14 protein-coding genes are annotated in these 16,220 nt (G+C 53.3%); 10 read left to right on the top strand and 4 right to left on the bottom strand.

Going from position 1 to position 16,220, the window contains the following annotated elements; all coding sequences use genetic code 11:
• Nucleotides 1-32 precede the first annotated feature (32 nt).
• The 9 genes from A11S_RS09395 to A11S_RS09355 are packed head-to-tail and all read left to right on the top strand — an operon-like array spanning nt 33 to nt 8,381.
• On the top strand, nt 33-1,709 hold the full coding sequence (locus tag A11S_RS09395; RefSeq protein ID WP_235067747.1) for a methyl-accepting chemotaxis protein: 1,677 nt from the start codon (nt 33-35) through the stop codon (nt 1,707-1,709).
• A gap of 57 nt (nt 1,710-1,766) precedes the next feature.
• Nucleotides 1,767-2,153 (top strand): response regulator, encoded by a 387-nt coding sequence (locus A11S_RS09390; RefSeq protein ID WP_015468284.1) that lies wholly within the window; start codon nt 1,767-1,769, stop codon nt 2,151-2,153.
• A gap of 1 nt (nt 2,154) precedes the next feature.
• Nucleotides 2,155-2,775, top strand: a complete 621-nt coding sequence (locus tag A11S_RS09385; protein WP_235067745.1) for a protein phosphatase CheZ — start codon at nt 2,155-2,157, stop codon at nt 2,773-2,775.
• 24 nt (nt 2,776-2,799) lie between these two features.
• Entirely contained in the window at nt 2,800-5,103 is a 2,304-nt protein-coding gene (locus A11S_RS09380; RefSeq protein WP_015468282.1) for a chemotaxis protein CheA, read from the top strand.
• Complete coding sequence (locus tag A11S_RS09375; RefSeq protein WP_015468281.1) at nt 5,100-5,570, top strand: chemotaxis protein CheW; 471 nt, start codon at nt 5,100-5,102, stop codon at nt 5,568-5,570. The genes A11S_RS09380 and A11S_RS09375 overlap by 4 nt, the downstream gene beginning before the upstream one ends.
• Nucleotides 5,567-5,947 carry a response regulator gene (locus tag A11S_RS09370; protein ID WP_015468280.1) on the top strand — a complete coding sequence of 127 codons (381 nt, stop codon included), beginning with the start codon at nt 5,567-5,569 and terminating at the stop codon, nt 5,945-5,947. Before A11S_RS09375 ends, A11S_RS09370 begins: the two co-directional genes overlap by 4 nt.
• Nucleotides 5,947-7,071, top strand: a complete 1,125-nt coding sequence (locus A11S_RS09365) for a protein-glutamate methylesterase/protein-glutamine glutaminase (RefSeq protein WP_015468279.1) — start codon at nt 5,947-5,949, stop codon at nt 7,069-7,071. Before A11S_RS09370 ends, A11S_RS09365 begins: the two co-directional genes overlap by 1 nt.
• 22 nt (nt 7,072-7,093) lie before the next feature.
• Complete coding sequence (locus A11S_RS09360; RefSeq protein ID WP_015468278.1) at nt 7,094-7,981, top strand: CheR family methyltransferase; 888 nt, start codon at nt 7,094-7,096, stop codon at nt 7,979-7,981.
• Between the two features lie 31 nt (nt 7,982-8,012).
• The gene (locus A11S_RS09355) at nt 8,013-8,381 is read left to right on the top strand and encodes a hypothetical protein (protein ID WP_015468277.1); all 369 of its coding nucleotides are present in this window, start codon (nt 8,013-8,015) and stop codon (nt 8,379-8,381) included.
• 5 nt (nt 8,382-8,386) lie between these two features.
• Here A11S_RS09355 and A11S_RS09350 read toward each other — a convergent pair whose 3' ends face one another.
• The 3 genes from A11S_RS09350 to A11S_RS09340 form a co-directional block, all read right to left on the bottom strand.
• Nucleotides 8,387-11,536, bottom strand: a complete 3,150-nt coding sequence (locus A11S_RS09350; RefSeq protein ID WP_015468276.1) for an efflux RND transporter permease subunit — start codon at nt 11,534-11,536, stop codon at nt 8,387-8,389.
• 104 nt (nt 11,537-11,640) lie between these two features.
• A complete protein-coding gene (locus A11S_RS09345; protein WP_015468275.1) occupies nt 11,641-12,864 on the bottom strand; it encodes an efflux RND transporter periplasmic adaptor subunit in 1,224 nt (407 codons plus the stop codon).
• A 115-nt stretch (nt 12,865-12,979) separates the two neighbouring features.
• Nucleotides 12,980-13,609 (bottom strand): TetR/AcrR family transcriptional regulator, encoded by a 630-nt coding sequence (locus A11S_RS09340; RefSeq protein ID WP_015468274.1) that lies wholly within the window; start codon nt 13,607-13,609, stop codon nt 12,980-12,982.
• Nucleotides 13,610-13,762: 153 nt separating this feature from the next.
• Here A11S_RS09340 and A11S_RS09335 point away from each other — a divergent pair, with 153 nt between their 5' ends.
• On the top strand, nt 13,763-15,616 hold the full coding sequence (locus tag A11S_RS09335; RefSeq protein WP_015468273.1) for an ABC-F family ATP-binding cassette domain-containing protein: 1,854 nt from the start codon (nt 13,763-13,765) through the stop codon (nt 15,614-15,616).
• Nucleotides 15,617-15,619: 3 nt separating this feature from the next.
• Here the strand turns inward: A11S_RS09335 and A11S_RS09330 are convergent, their stop codons facing one another.
• The gene (locus tag A11S_RS09330) at nt 15,620-16,192 is read right to left on the bottom strand and encodes a flavin reductase family protein (RefSeq protein WP_015468272.1); all 573 of its coding nucleotides are present in this window, start codon (nt 16,190-16,192) and stop codon (nt 15,620-15,622) included.
• Between the last annotated feature and the right edge of the window lie 28 nt (nt 16,193-16,220).

Raw genomic sequence — 16,220 nt, 5'->3', positions numbered from 1 at the left:
CAGAAATGAAATTCTTCAACGACAGAAAAATTATGACGAAGGTCCTGTCCCTGGTGACCGTAATGGTTGCTCTGGTGGGTATTCTGGCCTTTGTGTCGTATCGGTCCGTGGATCAGATGCAGGATGCGATTGCGGTATCAATTTTGCGCAGTGATCTGTTGAAGACATCGAATGATATGCTGGATGCACAGGCGACGTTGATGTACGCCGAAGTGTCAATCGCCGTAAAAGACACAGCGCAATCCGTCAAGGACGCGGAAGAGCGGACAGAGTTCTACAAGAAGGTTTTTACCGAAGGTCTTCCTTTTATGAAATCTGTTGCCGATGCGGAAGAGGCTCCGATGTTGGAAGACATCAAGGCGAAATATGATGTGTTCATGGCGCAGATGGAAATTACATTGCGTGAAGCCAACGCAATTTATGTGACGAAGACCAAAGAGGATGACTCGGCGCTAAAAGAATCAGCGGCCAAAAATGAAAAAAATGGACGCGAGATGATGGAGCTGCTCTGGGCACTGAATGCGGACATGAACGAAGATGTCAAAGAACTGGGTGATAACACTGCGGCAATGGCAGTTCGGTCAGAACATACAGTTGTTGTTCTGTCGATTAGCATCGTTGTTCTCGGTTTCTTGTTTGGATTTGTTCTGTCATCCAAAGGGATCGCCAAGCCTTTGAATGCGTCCGTCGATGTACTGAAGAAACTTGCGGATAATGATCTGGATGTTGATGTTCAGGGTGCCGATCGCAAGGACGAAATTGGCGACGTGGCTCGTGCTGCTCAATTTTTCAAAGTTGCCCTGATCAAGCAGCGCGAAATGGTTGAAGCCGAAAAGCGTGAGCAGGTATTGAAAGAAAAGCGTCAGCAGCGTGTTCAGGAACTGATTCAATCCTTTGATGCCAATGCAACCCATACGGTGTCCACCGTTGCGGCGGCATCGACACAATTGTCGCAAACGGCGGAAGGCATGTCGAAAATTGCCGATGAAACCAACCGTCAATCGGTCGAGGTGGCATCTGCATCGGAACAGGCCTCACACAACGTGCAATCTGTGGCCAGTGCGGCCGAGGAAATGGCCGCAACGGTGCAGGAAATTTCCCGTCAGATCGCCATTTCCAACAACATGGTACAGGACGCCATGTCCAAAGCCGAAGCCGCCGATGCGTCTTCACGCGAATTGGTGGATATGTCCGGTGCCGTGGGTGCGATTGCAACGCTGATCGAGGACATTGCGGGGCAGATTAACCTGCTGGCGTTGAATGCCACCATCGAATCAGCTCGTTCCGGCGAGGCAGGCAAGGGCTTTGCTGTTGTTGCGAACGAGGTGAAAAACCTGGCCACGCAAACGGCCAAGGCAACCGAGCAAATTCGCCAGCAATTGGACGGTGTTCAAAAAACCGCTGTGAACGTGGCCGACGTTCTGCTCAGCGTGCGTGAAGCCATTGGCAAGGTTGATGAAACATCCGCCACCATTGCCGCCGCTGTTGAGGAACAGGCCGCGGCCACCCAGGAAATCGTGTCCAATATGAACACGGCGACCCAGGGGGTTGAACAGATTAACGGCGGCATCTTCTCCATCAAAGGTGGGACGGATTCGACGACGGCGGCGACGCGCGAAGTTCTGGATGCGGCCCGGATGTTGTCGGTTCAGGCCGAAAAAATGGATGGCGAGGTTAAATCTTTCCTGCGTGATATTCAGGCGGCGTAATCTGGCTTTTCCATTAAGTAAACTTACATAAATACAAGTAACAATGAGGTGTAACCAATGACTGTTAATCCGGCGCAAATGCAAGTTTTGATCGTTGATGATTATAAAACGATGTTGCGTGTGATCCGTAACCTCTTGGCCCAGATTGGTTTCAAAAATGTTGACGAAGCCACTGATGGAACCATGGCGTTGGATATGATGAAACATAAAAACTATGACCTTGTCATTTCCGACTGGAATATGGAACCGATGACGGGCTTAGAGCTTCTCAAAACCGTGCGGGCCAACGGGAATGATAAATTGCCGTTCATTATGGTGACGGCGGAAAGCAAGATCGAAAACGTGGTTGCCGCACGTCAGGCCGGCGTGAACAACTACATCGTGAAGCCGTTCAGCGCGGAAATCCTGAAGAGCAAAATCGCCGCCGTTCTGGGGAGCTTCTGATATGAGTGGGGAGAGCGAAATCAAAGGGGGGGCTGATACCATGTATCGCCGCGACCAGGTTGTCACCATCGTCAATTCCGTCATCGGGAAAATCCAAAGCCCGCAGGGAATTTCGTTCGATGTCGTGAACAAGGAATTGAACAGCCTGAAAGATGCCATCGAAACGATGCGCACGGAATTACAGGCGGCCCAGCCAAACGCCATTCAAAACACCCACATTCCGACCGCGACGGATGAGCTGGACGCCGTTGTTGAAACAACGGAGAAGGCCACCGGATCCATCATGGATTCATGCGAGGCCATTATGGGTGAAATTCAGGGCAGTGACCCGGAATTGGTGCAAAAAATCGAGGCCCATATTGTCAGCATATATGAGGCATGCACGTTCCAGGACATCACCGGCCAGCGGATCAAGAAGGTTGTAACGGCCCTGAAAACCATCGACCAGAAAGTCAGCCATATGTTGCAGACGCTGGGTGAGCGTTTTGCGCATTTGCGCGATGAAGATGGTGGCGATGCGTCCAAGGACAAGCCCAGCCTTTTGAATGGCCCGGCTTTGCCCAATCAGGGTGGCGTCAGCCAAGATGATATTGACCGCCTTTTGGCAGAATTTGACAGCTGAAAGGGCAATGCAGAGGACCCCGTCATGGATGACTTAATTAACGAATTCCTGACCGAAACCAACGAAAGTATTGGCGCGTTGGATAATGATGTGGTTCTGCTGGAGCAGGATCCGGGCAATATGGACTTGCTCTCGAAAATCTTCCGGATCATGCACACGATTAAGGGGACGTGCGGATTTTTGGGCCTGCCACGTTTGGAAAAAGTGGCGCACAAGGCCGAAGATTTGTTGGGTTTGTTCCGTGAAGGCAAAAAGACAGCCACGCCGGAAAATATCTCTCTTATCCTGGAAGCCCTGGATCGCATTAAGGATATTCTGGACGGAATTGAAAAAACGGGGACTGAACCCGAAGGCGACGATAGCGCCTTGATTGCGCGTCTGGAAGCTGCGGCCGTTGTTGGTGATGATGCGCCTGCCGCCGTTGTTGCGCCCGAGCCGGAGCCAGAACCCGTGGTCGAAGACCCGACGGCGGGGATGGAATCAATTGATGATTATGTCCCAATTCCGGCGAGTGCCATGGGTACTCCTGCGCCTGAGGCTCCTGCAGAGGTGCCGCATGTCCTGAACGTCCAGCCGCAGGCAAGTGAGAAGCCTGCGCCGGCGGCGGGTGAGCATGGTGAGGCCCGTGGTGCAGCAGCCCAGACATTGCGCGTCAGCGTGGATGTTTTGGAAGAGCTGATGACCATGGTCAGCGAATTGGTTCTCACCCGGAACCAGATTTTGCAAATCTCCCGGATGCAGGATGACAGCTCGCTGTCCTCTTCGCTCCAGCGCCTGAATCACATTGTGTCCGAACTGCAGGAAGGTGTGATGAAGACGCGGATGCAGCCGGTGGGGAATGCCTGGGCCAAATTGCCGCGTATTATTCGCGATATTTCTTCGGAATTGGGCAAGAAAATTGACCTGGATATGCAGGGTCAGGAAACGGAACTGGACCGCCAGGTTCTGGAGATGATCAAGGACCCGTTGACCCACATGGTCCGCAACGCCGCCGACCACGGGATTGAAAACCCGGAGCAGCGCCGCGCGGCGGGCAAGCCCGAAACCGGTAAGGTCAAGCTGAACTCCTATCACGAAGGTGGCCACATCATCATCGAAATTTCCGATGATGGTCGCGGTCTGCCGATGGACAAGATCAAGAACAAGATTATCCAGAACGGTTTGGCGACCGAGGCCGAGCTGGCCAACATGTCGACCCAGCAAATCCAGCAATATATCTTCCATGCCGGATTTTCCACGGCCGAAAAAATTACGTCTGTGTCCGGACGTGGCGTCGGTATGGACGTCGTGCGGTCCAACATTGAACAGATCGGCGGATCGATCGAAATGAAATCGATCGAGGGTAAGGGGTCTACCTTTACCATTAAGATCCCGCTGACGCTGGCGATTGTTTCGGCGTTGATTGTCGGTGTGGGTGAAGAACGTTTCGCCATTCCGCAATTGGATGTGCGTGAATTGGTCATGGTGAATGCCAATGGCCCGAACAAGATCGAAAAGGTCAATGATTCCGAAGTGTTCCGTCTGCGGAATCGCATCCTGCCGCTGGTGTCCCTGCGCAAATTGATGGGCTTGCCGCAGCAGGAGGGATCTGCCGAACGGGCGCGCCACATTGCGGTGATCAAGGTTGGCGGGTTCAATTTCGGTTTGATCGTCGAACGCGTATTCGACACCGAAGAGATTGTTGTCAAGCCGCTGTCCAGCATTCTGCGCCAGCAACAGGTGTTCTCTGGCAACACCATTCTGGGCGACGGTCAGGTGATTATGATTTTGGATCCGTCTGGAATCATGAAAACCGCGGGCATTCTGGACAATATGTCCAAGCAAGCGGAAGAGGACGCCGAAGCCGAGGCCAAGGAGAACGTCATGGAAACGCCGCTGCTTCTGTTCCGCGTTGGCAACAAGGGCCTGAAGGCTGTGCCGTTGAAACACGTCACACGGCTGGAAGAAATCGAATTGTCCGAGATCGAGCAGGCGGGCGAGCAACGCGTGATCCAGTATTACGATACGTTGATGCCGGTCTTCTACGCGGGTCGCGCCGAAACCCTGCCGAAAGAAGGCAAGCGCCCGGTGATTGTGTTCGCGGCGAAAAACGGTATTGCCGGCTTGATCGTTGATAAGATCATGGACATCACAAACTTCCGTGGTGAATTCCAAATCAAGTCGGATGGTCCGTTGGCGGGCAGCGCGATTATCGAAGGCCAGGCCGCCGATATTATCAACCTGACCTATGAGCCGGACATGAAAGCGGTGGCACCTGTCATTCAAACGATCAATCATAATGGTCATGATGCCGATGAATTCGGGATGTATCAGGGGGCAGCGGAATGACACATGTAACGTCAAACGAATATTTGACCTTTATACTGGCCGGGCAATTGTTCGGGGTTTCGGTTTTGCAGGTGAATGATGTCCTGCGATCCCAAAAAACCACGCGTACGCCGTTGGCCCCACCAACGATCGCCGGAATTATGAACCTGCGCGGTCGTATCGTGACGGTGATCGATGTGCGGCGTTGCCTGAACCAACCGCCGGCCAGTGATGGATCTGGTGGCATGAGCGTTGTTGTCGAACAGAATGGTGAATTGTTCAGTTTGATTATCGATGCTGTTGGCGATGTTTTAACGCTTGACGAAGATAATATAGAGCCAATTCCCCCGACCTTGGATGCCTCGTGGAGTGCTGTGGCCGCAGGTGTCTATAAGCTGCCGGACCAGTTGCTGGTGACATTGGATGTCAAAAAGCTTCTGGCGTCAGCCCAATTTTACGAAAACAGCCTTGTGGAGGGTGTCGCATGACATTTTGCCTGATTGTTGATGATAGTGCGACCATCCGAAAAATCGCACGCAAAAGTCTGGAAGAGTTCGGCCTGGTCTGTGAAGAAGCAGAAGATGGCGTCTACGCCTATGAATTTTGCCAGAAAAAAATGCCGGGGATGATCCTGTTGGATTGGAATATGCCCCGCATGAATGGTCTGGAATTTATCGAAAAACTGCGCGGGATGGAAAATGGCGATACGCCGAAAGTTCTGTTCTGCACAACAGAAAGCAGTATGGACCATATTATGAGTGCCATGAAAGCCGGTGCGAACGAATATATTATGAAGCCGTTCGATCAAATTATTCTGCGGACAAAGCTGGTCCAGCTCGACATCCTTGAAGATGTGGAGGCGTAATGACCGCCATTACGACCGGCCCGCATAACCCGCAGGAGGCGCCGAATATCCGCGTCATGATCGTCGATGATTCGGCGGTTATTCGTGCGGTTATCACGCGCACCTTGACCCCGGAACAGGGGATCGAAGTTGTGGGGACGGCGCCAAATGGTGATCTGGCGGTCAAGGCCATTGCGCGGCTGCAGCCCGACATCGTCGTACTGGATATTGAAATGCCGGTGATGGACGGGCTGACGGCTTTGCCGTTGTTGCTGAAAGAAAAGCCGGATGTTCGTGTTTTGATTTGCTCCACCCTGTCGGCGCGCGGGGCGGATGTTACGATGAAGGCTCTGGCGTTGGGCGCAACGGACAGTATTTTGAAGCCGGGTGGTGAATCGATTTCCAGTGCGGCTGATTTTCAGCGTGATTTGGTCCGTGTGATCCGTGTTCTGGGCCGCCCGCGCAAAAAATATGCACCGACCAATCATACGAATGGTGCGGATGCGGGGACGGCGAAAAAGCTCTACCCGCAGGCTACGATTACATTGCGTCCACACAAAACGCCATTGCCGCCGAAAATTCTGGCGATTGGCAGCTCGACCGGCGGGCCGAAGGCGTTGATGGATATGTTGAAGGGGCTGAAAAACTTCCCCCTTCCCATCGTGATTACCCAGCATATGCCGAAAACATTCACGGCGATGCTGGCGCAACATATCGAACAAAACTGCGGGATACCGTGTTTTGAAGGGGCTGAAGGAATGGTGTTGAAGCCTGGATCTGCCTATGTGGCACCCGGTGGATTGCACATGATCTTTCAGAAAGGTCCAGGTGAATATCCGGCGATTCATCTGGATTCGGGGCCGCCGGAAAATTTCTGCCGCCCGTCGGTGGATGTGATGTTGCGTAGTCTGGTTGATATTTATGGATCGCGAATTCTGACCGTCATTCTGACCGGTATGGGCAGTGACGGGTTGGAGGGATGTCGCAAAGTCGTCGATAACGGGGGCAACGTTATCGCGCAGGACGAAGAGACATCCATCGTATGGGGCATGCCGGGAGCCGTGGCAACGGCCGGGCTATGTTCTGCGGTCCAACCGCTATCTCAATTGGACGTGACGATCAAAAAGCTTGTCACAGGGTTATAACGCAGCAAGGGTGTAGAGTAGTATGGAATTATCTGATTTTGAGTTTTATAAGGTCTTGCTGAAAGATAAATCCGGCTTGTCGATTTCGCCGGAGAAAATCTATCTGCTGGAAACCCGTCTGGCCCCGGTGGTACAGAAATGGGGTCACGGTACGCTGGATCGTATGACGCAGTATCTGCGCATGAAGCGCGATGAAGCCATTATCAAAGATGTGGTCGAAGCCATGACCACAAACGAAACGTTGTTTTTCCGCGATGATCGTCCGTTCAAACATTTCCGCACGGTTATTCTGCCGGAAATGATCAAAAGCCGCGCGAATACACGCAATTTAAAAATCTGGTCCGCGGCTTGTTCGTCGGGACAGGAGCCGTATTCCATCGCCATGACGCTTGAAGAGGCTGCTTTTGAAAAGACGGCATGGAGATTCGATATTTTGGCCACAGATATCGCCGATTCCGTTTTAAAACAGGCGCAAGAAGGGCTGTATAGCCACTTTGAAGTGCAGCGCGGTCTGCCGATTCAGACGATCATGAAATATTTCAGCCAGGACGGCGATCGTTGGCGCGTTAAAGAAAACTTGCGCAAAATGATCCGTTTCCAAAAATTCAACTTATTGGAACGTATGAGCAGTGTCGGGCAGTTTGATATTATCTTCTGCCGCAATGTGCTGATTTACTTCGATGAAGAAACAAAGAAAAAGGTCCTGAATGGGCTGATGCAACAATTGGCCCCGGATGGCTATATATTTCTGGGCAGTTCGGAAACAGTTTTGGGCCTGTCCCAAAATCTGAAGCCGGTTGCGGCGTGTCCGGGCCTGTATACCGTGCAAAAGGCAGAAGCTGTATCGCGTGAACCTGTAACTGCAACCCCGAAGCCGACATCATTGGCAACATCGTTGTCCAGAGTTTAAGGCCGTTTTCGGCGGGTGGAAGAGGATCCGTATGGATTACAAACTGTGTTTTGTGGCCGGTGGTGGCGCGGAAACCCGTGAACGAACCAGCCGTATTATCCGCGATAATAATCTGTTGTGTATTGAAATTGACACAATCGATCAGGTGATTGATGCGTGCAAAACGATCATTCCCGAGATGATTGTCCTTGATGACGAACATTCCTGCGTTGAAATCAATCAATGGGTTGGAAAATTACGATCCTTGCCACGTGGCAATGGGCCAACCGTTCTGTTACGCGAGCCGCCAAGCCATCTGCGCGGTGAAAAAGAACATGCAGGTCGATCCGTTGATCGCCTGCATGTTCTCCACAATACACATTTTCACGAAGAATTGCGGTTCTTCCTTCAGGACATTTGATTGTCCTACGCGGATTTGCCGTGTTTCATAAAGTCCTCCAGCTTGCGCAGCAGGACATAGAATGCCGGCGTAAAGATCAAGCCGAAGAACGTGACGCCCAACATCCCGTAGAACACGGCAATCCCGATGGCCTGACGCATTTCCGCGCCGGCACCGTGGCTGTTGACCAGCGGCAGAACGCCCATGATGAACGCGAACGATGTCATCAGGATCGGGCGTAGACGCAGACGTGATGCCTCCACGGCGGCCTGGGTGATTGTTCGCCCTTGGTGTTCCAGTTCACGGGCAAATTCCACGATCAAAATCGCGTTTTTGCACGCCAGCCCGGCCAGGACGAACAATGCAATCTGGGTGAAGATGTTGTTGTCGCCGCCGGTGAAATAAATCCCCAGAATGGCCGACAAAATAGCCATCGGTACGATCAAAATCACCGCCATCGGTAAAGCCAGGCTTTCATATTGCGCGGCCAGCACCAGGAAGACGAGGAAGATACAGAGCGGGAAGATAAACACCGCCGTATTGCCCGCCAGAATTTGCTGGAACGTCAATTCCGTCCATTCAAACGTCATGCCCGGGGGCAGGGTTTCGTTCAGGATTTTGGTAATCGCGGCCTGGGCCTGACCGGATGAAAATCCCGGCGCGGCATCCCCGTTCAAATCGGCGGAGCGGAAGGCGTTATACCGCATGGCCGTTTCCGGTCCGAATGTTTCGGTGACGGTCACGACCGAGCCGAGCGGAACCATTTCCCCTTCAATATTCCGGGTTTGCAGGCGCAGGATGTCCGCCGGGTTCGACCGGAAATCACGATCAGCCTGGGCTTGCACCTGATAGGTCCGGCCAAACTGGTTGAAATCGTTGATATACAGCGACCCCAGATAAATCTGCATGGTTCGGAAAATATCGTCGATTGGGATGCCCAATTGTTGCGCCTTCGTCCGGTCGACATCCGCAAACAATTGCGGCACGTTGACGTTATAGCTGGAGAAGATTCCACGCAGGGCCGGATCGGCATAGGCCTTGCCCAATACGGCCTGGACCGTATCGTTCAACGCTTGGTATCCTTGGTCCGCGCGATCTTCAATCTGCAATTTAAAACCACCAACACTGCCCAGCCCTTGAACCGGCGGGGGTGGAAAGATGGCGATAAAGGCGTCATCAATGCCATTGAACTTGGCTTGCAATTGCTGGGCAATCGCGAAACCGTTCTGGTCATGGCCTTTGCGCTTGTCAAAATCCTCCAGCGATACGAACACGATGCCCGCGCTGGAGGAATTGACGAAACCGTTGATGGACAGGCCGGGGAACTGCACCGCACCTTTTACACCGGGGTGGGCCAAGGCGATTTCGCCCATCTGGCGAATGACGTCTTCGGTCCGTTCCAGCGTGGCGCCGGCCGGAAGCTGGGCAAAGCTGACCAGATATTGCTTATCCTGTGCCGGAACGAAGCCTTTCGGGACAAGGTTGAAGCTGTAGACGGTGGAGGCGACCAGTGCACCATAGATGACCATCATGATTGCTTTTCGGCGGGTGAAAACACCAACGCCCTTGGCGTATCCATTCTGGCTTTTATGGAACATTTTGTTAAAGGCGCGGAAGAACCAGCCAAACAGGAAGTCCATGATTTTGGTCAACCCGTCTTTCGGCGCATCATGGCTTTTCAGCAGCAGGGCGGACAAAGCCGGGCTGAGCGTCAGGGAGTTGAACGTGGAAATCAGCACGGCAATCGCGATGGTCAGGGCGAATTGTTTATAAAACTGTCCGGTCAAACCGCTGATGAACGCAATTGGCACGAAAACGGCGCACAAAACGAAAGCGGTGGCCAAAATCGGTCCGGTGACCTCTTTCATCGCTTGCATGGTCGCTTCGCGCGGGGATTTTCCTTCTTCAATATTCCGTTCGACGTTTTCAACGACGACGATGGCATCATCCACCACAATCCCGATGGCCAGGATCAACCCGAACAGCGACAGGACGTTGATGGAAAACCCAAGCAGATGCATAACAGCAAACGTTCCCACAATAGATACGGGTACGGCCAGCAAGGGGATCAGGGATGCACGCCACGTCTGGAGGAAGACAATCACGACCAGAACGACCAGCGCCACAGCCTCAAGCAGGGTATGGATGACGGCCTTGATGGAATCTTTCACGAAGACGGTCGGGTCATAAACGATGGAATAGTCCACGCCTTCGGGCATATATTCCTTCAATTCGGCCATGGTTTTGCGGACATTTTTGGAAATGTCCAGCGCATTGGCGCCGGGCGAGGCGAAGATTGGAATGGCAACGGCCTGCTGGTTATCCAGCAGGGAGCGCAGGGCATAGCTTTGCGCATTCATTTCAACGCGGGCCACATCGCTCAGGCGGGTGATGACACCGTTGGTGTCGCGTTTGATAATAATTTGTTCGAATTCCTCGGCCGAGGTCAGGCGGCCCTGAACGTTGACGGGCAGTTGGACTTCGATGGCGTCATCATACGGGGGGCCACCAATCATCCCGGCGGCAACCTGGACGTTCTGGGCGCGCACGGCGTTGACCACTTCAGTTGCGGTCAGGTTCCGTTCAGCCACCTTGTCCGGGTTCAGCCAGATGCGCATGGCGTAATCGCCCGATCCGAACAAGCGAACCTGGCCCACGCCTTCAATTTTTGCCAACTGATCTTTGACGTTCAGCGTGGCGTAGTTGCGCAAATACAACATGTCATACTGGTTGTTGGGGGAGCGCAGGTGAACAACCATGGTCAGGTCTGGTGAGCTTTTCACCACGGTTACACCCAATTGGCGCGTCACCTCGGGCAGGCGCGGTGTGGCCTGGGCCACGCGGTTTTGCACCAATTGCTGGGCCAGATCGGGGTCCGTGCCGATGGCAAAGGTCACGGTCAGGCTGAGATTCCCGTCCGTGGTCGCCAGCGAGTTCATATACAGCATGTCTTCCACGCCGTTGATCTGTTCTTCCAACGGGGTGGCCACGGTTTCGGCAATGACGGCGGGGTTTGCGCCGGGGAATTGCGCGTTGACCACGACGGAGGGCGGGACCACTTCCGGGTATTCTGAAATCGGCAAATTGGGAATGGCGACCAACCCGGCCATAAAAATCAGGATCGAGATAACCGACGCAAAAATCGGGCGGTCGATAAAGAAACGGGAAAGGTTCATCGGATGAAATCCTTGTTTTTTTAAATTTATGGTCAAGTTGGCCCTCTAAAAAACAGGTGGGGGACACACCTGTTTTTTAGGGGATTCGGTTTATGCGTTACACGCTATTTATGAGAAGCAGAAGTTTTGTTGTCGTCTGTTCCCGCACTGGTTTCAATAGAGGCCAGATCTTTTTCAAATTGCGGCGCTACATCCATTCCGGGGCGAACGCGGATAATGCCATCGGATACGATGGTTTCCCCTTCGGTCAGGCCGGACAGAACGATCCGTTTTCCGGATACGCTGTCGCCTAATGCCACTTCGCGGTATGCCGTTTTTCCATCATCGCCGATCACGTAAACGAATTTACGGTCCTGATCCGTGCCGATGGCGCGGTCGGAAATGGCGATTTTTTTCTCTGCGGACGGGCTGCCCATACGGATGGTGGCAAACATGCCGGGTAATAATGTTCCGTCCTCGTTTGCGAACAATGCACGGGCGCGAATGGTTCCCGATGACGTGTCCAGACGATTGTCAAAGCTGTGAACAAAGCCTTCAACCAAAACGCTACCGTCGCTGGCCATCAATTGAACCGGAATTTTATTTTCCGATGCATTATCGCCCGCGATGGTGCGGACATGGGTGAGGTAGGTCTGTTCGTCCACCTCGAAATCGGCATAGATGCCGTTATCGGATACGATGGACGTCAAAACCGGTGCGTTCGGGCCGGCTTCGACCAGATTGCCCTTGGTGATTTCGGCGCGGCTGATCCGTCCGGAAATCGGTGCTTTCACAAAGGCGTGATCCAGATTGATTTGCGCTTGCTCCAGACGGGCCAGGGCTGCGTTCACATCGGCCTTGGTGACGTGTACGGTGCTGACGCGTTCGTCGTAGACGCGCTTAGGAATGTCATCGGTTTTGACCAGTGATTCCGCGCGGGCCAATTCTTTCTGTGCCAGATCGGCACGGTCGCGGGCGGCGTTGACTTCGGCACGGGCCTGATCCACGGCGGCCTGATACGGGCGCGGGTCAATGACGTAAAGAACATCACCCTCGGCGACAATCTGGCCATCGGCGAAATTGATATCGTCGATACGGCCGCTGACCTGCGGGCGGATTTCGGCATAATCAACGGCCTGCAATCGGCCAGAAAAATTTTTCCAGATGGCCAGTGGGGCGCTTTCAACCTTTGTGGCGGCAACGGGCATGGCCTGCGGAGCGGCGGCGGCCAGCTCAACCGTGCTGGCCTGCGCGGCGGTGTTCGCATAGAACAAGGCACCGGCGCTGCCCATAGCGATAAGGGCCACGGCGCTGGCCAGCAGAAGGGTGCGTTTGGATGGGGTGGTCATACTCAACTCTCCGTTTGTTGCGTCGCTTCTATATGTATTGACTGATTGGTCAAGTTCTTGGTCCAAAAAAACGCGGGATTCCCGCGGGTTAAGCGTTTTTTTGTGGCCGGTATTTCTATGCGGCATCCGCGGCGGAGCCCGGATCCTTCAGCCCCAACAGGCGGAGCAATCCGGATTTTAAATTCCGCTCCAGATGGTCCAGCGAATTTTGAACCCGCGCCACCAGCATTTGGCCGGTGATGTAGTCCAATATTTCGTCGGCGCGGGCCTTGCAATCCGTATCTTGGGGGAGTTGTCCCTCCGTCACCAGGTCGCGGATTGTGGATTCGTAATACCGCTTTTTAAACGTAAAGATCTGGTCGATCTTGTCCTTGATAATGCTGTCAGTTCCGGCCAGCTCGCAGCCCAGCGAACCGCTGGGACAGCCACAAACATGGCCCACTTCGCGCAGCATGTCCGCCTGTTTTTCAACAATCAGGTCGGCCAGCATGGTCAATCGCTCAACCGGCGGGCGCGAGGCAGAAAAAATCATATCGTAAACCGGGCGCAGGACCGCTTCTTCGTGGTCCAGCGCGGCCATGGCCAAATCCGCCTTCGATGGGAAGAAATGATAAAAGCTTCCCTTCTTCACATCGGCGGCCTTGCAGATATCATCCACGCTGACCGCGCCGTAACTGTTCATCCAGATCAGGCGTCCGGCTGTATCAATCAGTTTCTGGCGTGTGTCTGTCGCTGCTTGGCTCATACTCCTACAATATCAAGACTTGACCGGTCGGTCAACAAAATTTTGATCCGATCGGTATGTATTTTATAATGCTTTGATATATATGGCCATTATTCGGGTTTGCATAAGGTCGCCGGTCTGTGTCATAAGGCTTGCGCACAGAAAGGGCGTACAATGCTGAATATATCCAACCTGACCTATAATATTGGTGGCCGGACCATCATCGAAGAAGCCACCCTGAATATTCAGGACGGATGGCGCGTGGGCGTGGTTGGCGTCAACGGTGCGGGTAAATCGACCCTGTTCAAACTCATCACCGGGAAACTGCACGCCGATGGCGGCACGATTTCCCTGAGCAGCCGCCAGCGTTTGGGCGTGGTGCGCCAGGATATTCCCGAAACGGATATGCCGTTGATCGACATGGTGCTGTCCGCCAACGAAGAAATGGCGCAGTTGTGGGCCGAAAGCGAAACCGCGACCGACCCCGATCGCATTGCCGAAATTTTCCAGCGTCTGGGTGACATGGATGCGTATGCCGCACCATCGCGTGCCGCGACCTTGCTGACCGGCCTTGGTTTCCGTGAAGATCAATTGAGCGAGCCGTTTTCGTCGTTCAGCGGTGGCTGGCAGATGCGGGTGATGCTGGCGTCTGTCTTGTTCGTGGAGCCGGATTTCCTGCTGCTGGACGAACCGACCAACCACCTAGATCTGGAAGCGATCATGTGGCTGGAGACATATTTGATGTCTTATCCGCATACGCTGATGATTATTTCGCACGACCGCGAATTGCTGAACAAATGTATCGACCATGTAATCCATGTCGATAAAAAACAATTGATGCTGTATACCGGCAATTACGACACGTTCGAACGTGAACGCGCCGCGCGTTTGGGCATGCAACAGAAAATGTTTGAAAAGCAGCAGGCCGAACGGGCCCATATGCAGCAATTCATCGACCGGTTTAAAGCGCAGGCGAGCAAGGCCCGCCAAGCGCAAAGCCGGGTCAAGGCGATGGAGCGCATGGATCTGGTCGATGCGGTCATTGCCGACCGGGCGATTAAATTCAATTTCCCCAACCCCGATAAAATCGCCCCGCCGATGATTTCCATTCGTCAGGCGGATATTGGCTATGTCGAGGGCAAGCCGATCCTGCGCCGCGTTCATGAAAACATTGATCCGGATGACCGTATTGCGCTGCTGGGGGCCAACGGGAACGGTAAATCGACGCTGATGAAGCTGATCGCCGGGAAACTGGGCATCATGGGCGGTGAAGTGGCACGGTCGAATAAATTGCGCATCGGCTATTTTTCCCAGCACCAGACCGAAGAGCTGGATGTCACCCAAACCCCGTATGAGGCCATGCGCGATTTGATGGCCAAGCATAAACCCGATGTGCGCGAACCGGTGGTGCGGGCCAAATTGGGTGCGTTTGGTTTTTCCAAGGATCTGGCCGATAACAAAATCGGGTCGCTGTCCGGTGGTGAAAAAGCCCGCTTGCTGTTTGCGTTCATGAGTTTTGACGCCCCGCATCTGCTGTTGCTGGACGAACCGACCAACCACTTGGATATCGATGCGCGCGAAGCTTTGGTGCAGGCGTTGAACGCCTATGAAGGGGCCATCGTCATCGTCAGCCACGATCCCAATATGGTGGAACGTGTGGCGGACCGTTTGTGGTTGGTGAAGGACGGCGCGGTCCAGAATTTTGACGGCGATCTGGAAGATTACCGCAAGTTCATCGTTCAAAGCCGTCGCGAAGAACGCAAAGAAGGCAAAAAGGAAAAAGCCGCTGAGGTGAAGCCCGTCGTGGTCGACGACGCGAAATCCACCCGCGTCAATCCGCACAAGGTCGCAAAAATCGAAAAAGAAATTGAGCGTCTGAACGCAGAGAAGGCCAAACTGGAAACAAAAATGGCCGATCCCGATTTTTATAAAGACGCTCTGCGTGCGGCCGATGCTCAAAAATCATACGCCACAATCGTTTCCCAGTTAGAAGAACAGGAAGAACTGTGGCTGACGGTGAATGGATGAGGATTAAAACGTATCTGTCGCGCGCCATTTGGTGAACAAGCGGGCTTTGTTCATATAATTACCGTCGGTGCTGAACACGCCTTGTCCGTGGTAATGCAGTGTATCTGGCCGTCTCGCGGTCGATGACACATGCGCCTTCACCACTTCGAAGATAAAGAAATTATAATCCTTAATCATCCGTTTGTCGTGAATACGGCATTCAAAGCTGGCGAAGCATTCGGCAATCATCGGGGCGTTGACTTTGGATGCTTTGGTCGGGGTTAGCCCAAACGCCTCAAACTTATCACCGCATTCGCTTTGCGACACATTCCCAATTTTAACGACGGTATCGACCATATCCGTCGTGGGGATATTGATTACGCATTCGCCGCTCTTGCGAATAATCTCAAAGCTCTCATTCGCTGATGTAATCATGCAGCCAATCAGTGAGGGCGAAAATTCTAAAACCGTATGCCACCCCAGCGTCATAATATTCCGCACATCTTTATGCGCCGATGAAACCAGAACAATGGGTCCGGGTTCGAGCAAGCGACGAACGTCGGCAACGGGGAAGTCGGATTTTTTGTATTGTTTCATGGCGCCTCACTATACAAAAACGGCCCCT

It is taken from the genome of Micavibrio aeruginosavorus EPB (assembly GCF_000348745.1).
Lineage (GTDB): Bacteria > Pseudomonadota > Alphaproteobacteria > Micavibrionales > Micavibrionaceae > Micavibrio > Micavibrio aeruginosavorus_A.
The sequence above is the reverse complement of the archived record's forward strand: the minus strand, read 5'-3'. Positions and strand labels throughout refer to the sequence as shown.

Excerpts from the sequence above, each read along its gene's own strand:
- A11S_RS09395 (WP_235067747.1), top strand. The coding sequence starts at position 33 with ATGACGAAGGTCCTGTCCCTGGTGACCGTAATGGTTGCTCTGGTGGGT.
- A11S_RS09390 (WP_015468284.1), top strand. The coding sequence starts at position 1,767 with ATGACTGTTAATCCGGCGCAAATGCAAGTTTTGATCGTTGATGATTAT.
- A11S_RS09385 (WP_235067745.1), top strand. The coding sequence starts at position 2,155 with ATGAGTGGGGAGAGCGAAATCAAAGGGGGGGCTGATACCATGTATCGC.
- A11S_RS09380 (WP_015468282.1), top strand. The coding sequence starts at position 2,800 with ATGGATGACTTAATTAACGAATTCCTGACCGAAACCAACGAAAGTATT.
- A11S_RS09375 (WP_015468281.1), top strand. The coding sequence starts at position 5,100 with ATGACACATGTAACGTCAAACGAATATTTGACCTTTATACTGGCCGGG.
- A11S_RS09370 (WP_015468280.1), top strand. The coding sequence starts at position 5,567 with ATGACATTTTGCCTGATTGTTGATGATAGTGCGACCATCCGAAAAATC.
- A11S_RS09365 (WP_015468279.1), top strand. The coding sequence starts at position 5,947 with ATGACCGCCATTACGACCGGCCCGCATAACCCGCAGGAGGCGCCGAAT.
- A11S_RS09360 (WP_015468278.1), top strand. The coding sequence starts at position 7,094 with ATGGAATTATCTGATTTTGAGTTTTATAAGGTCTTGCTGAAAGATAAA.
- A11S_RS09355 (WP_015468277.1), top strand. The coding sequence starts at position 8,013 with ATGGATTACAAACTGTGTTTTGTGGCCGGTGGTGGCGCGGAAACCCGT.
- A11S_RS09350 (WP_015468276.1), bottom strand. The coding sequence starts at position 11,536 with ATGAACCTTTCCCGTTTCTTTATCGACCGCCCGATTTTTGCGTCGGTT.
- A11S_RS09345 (WP_015468275.1), bottom strand. The coding sequence starts at position 12,864 with ATGACCACCCCATCCAAACGCACCCTTCTGCTGGCCAGCGCCGTGGCC.
- A11S_RS09340 (WP_015468274.1), bottom strand. The coding sequence starts at position 13,609 with ATGAGCCAAGCAGCGACAGACACACGCCAGAAACTGATTGATACAGCC.
- A11S_RS09335 (WP_015468273.1), top strand. The coding sequence starts at position 13,763 with ATGCTGAATATATCCAACCTGACCTATAATATTGGTGGCCGGACCATC.
- A11S_RS09330 (WP_015468272.1), bottom strand. The coding sequence starts at position 16,192 with ATGAAACAATACAAAAAATCCGACTTCCCCGTTGCCGACGTTCGTCGC.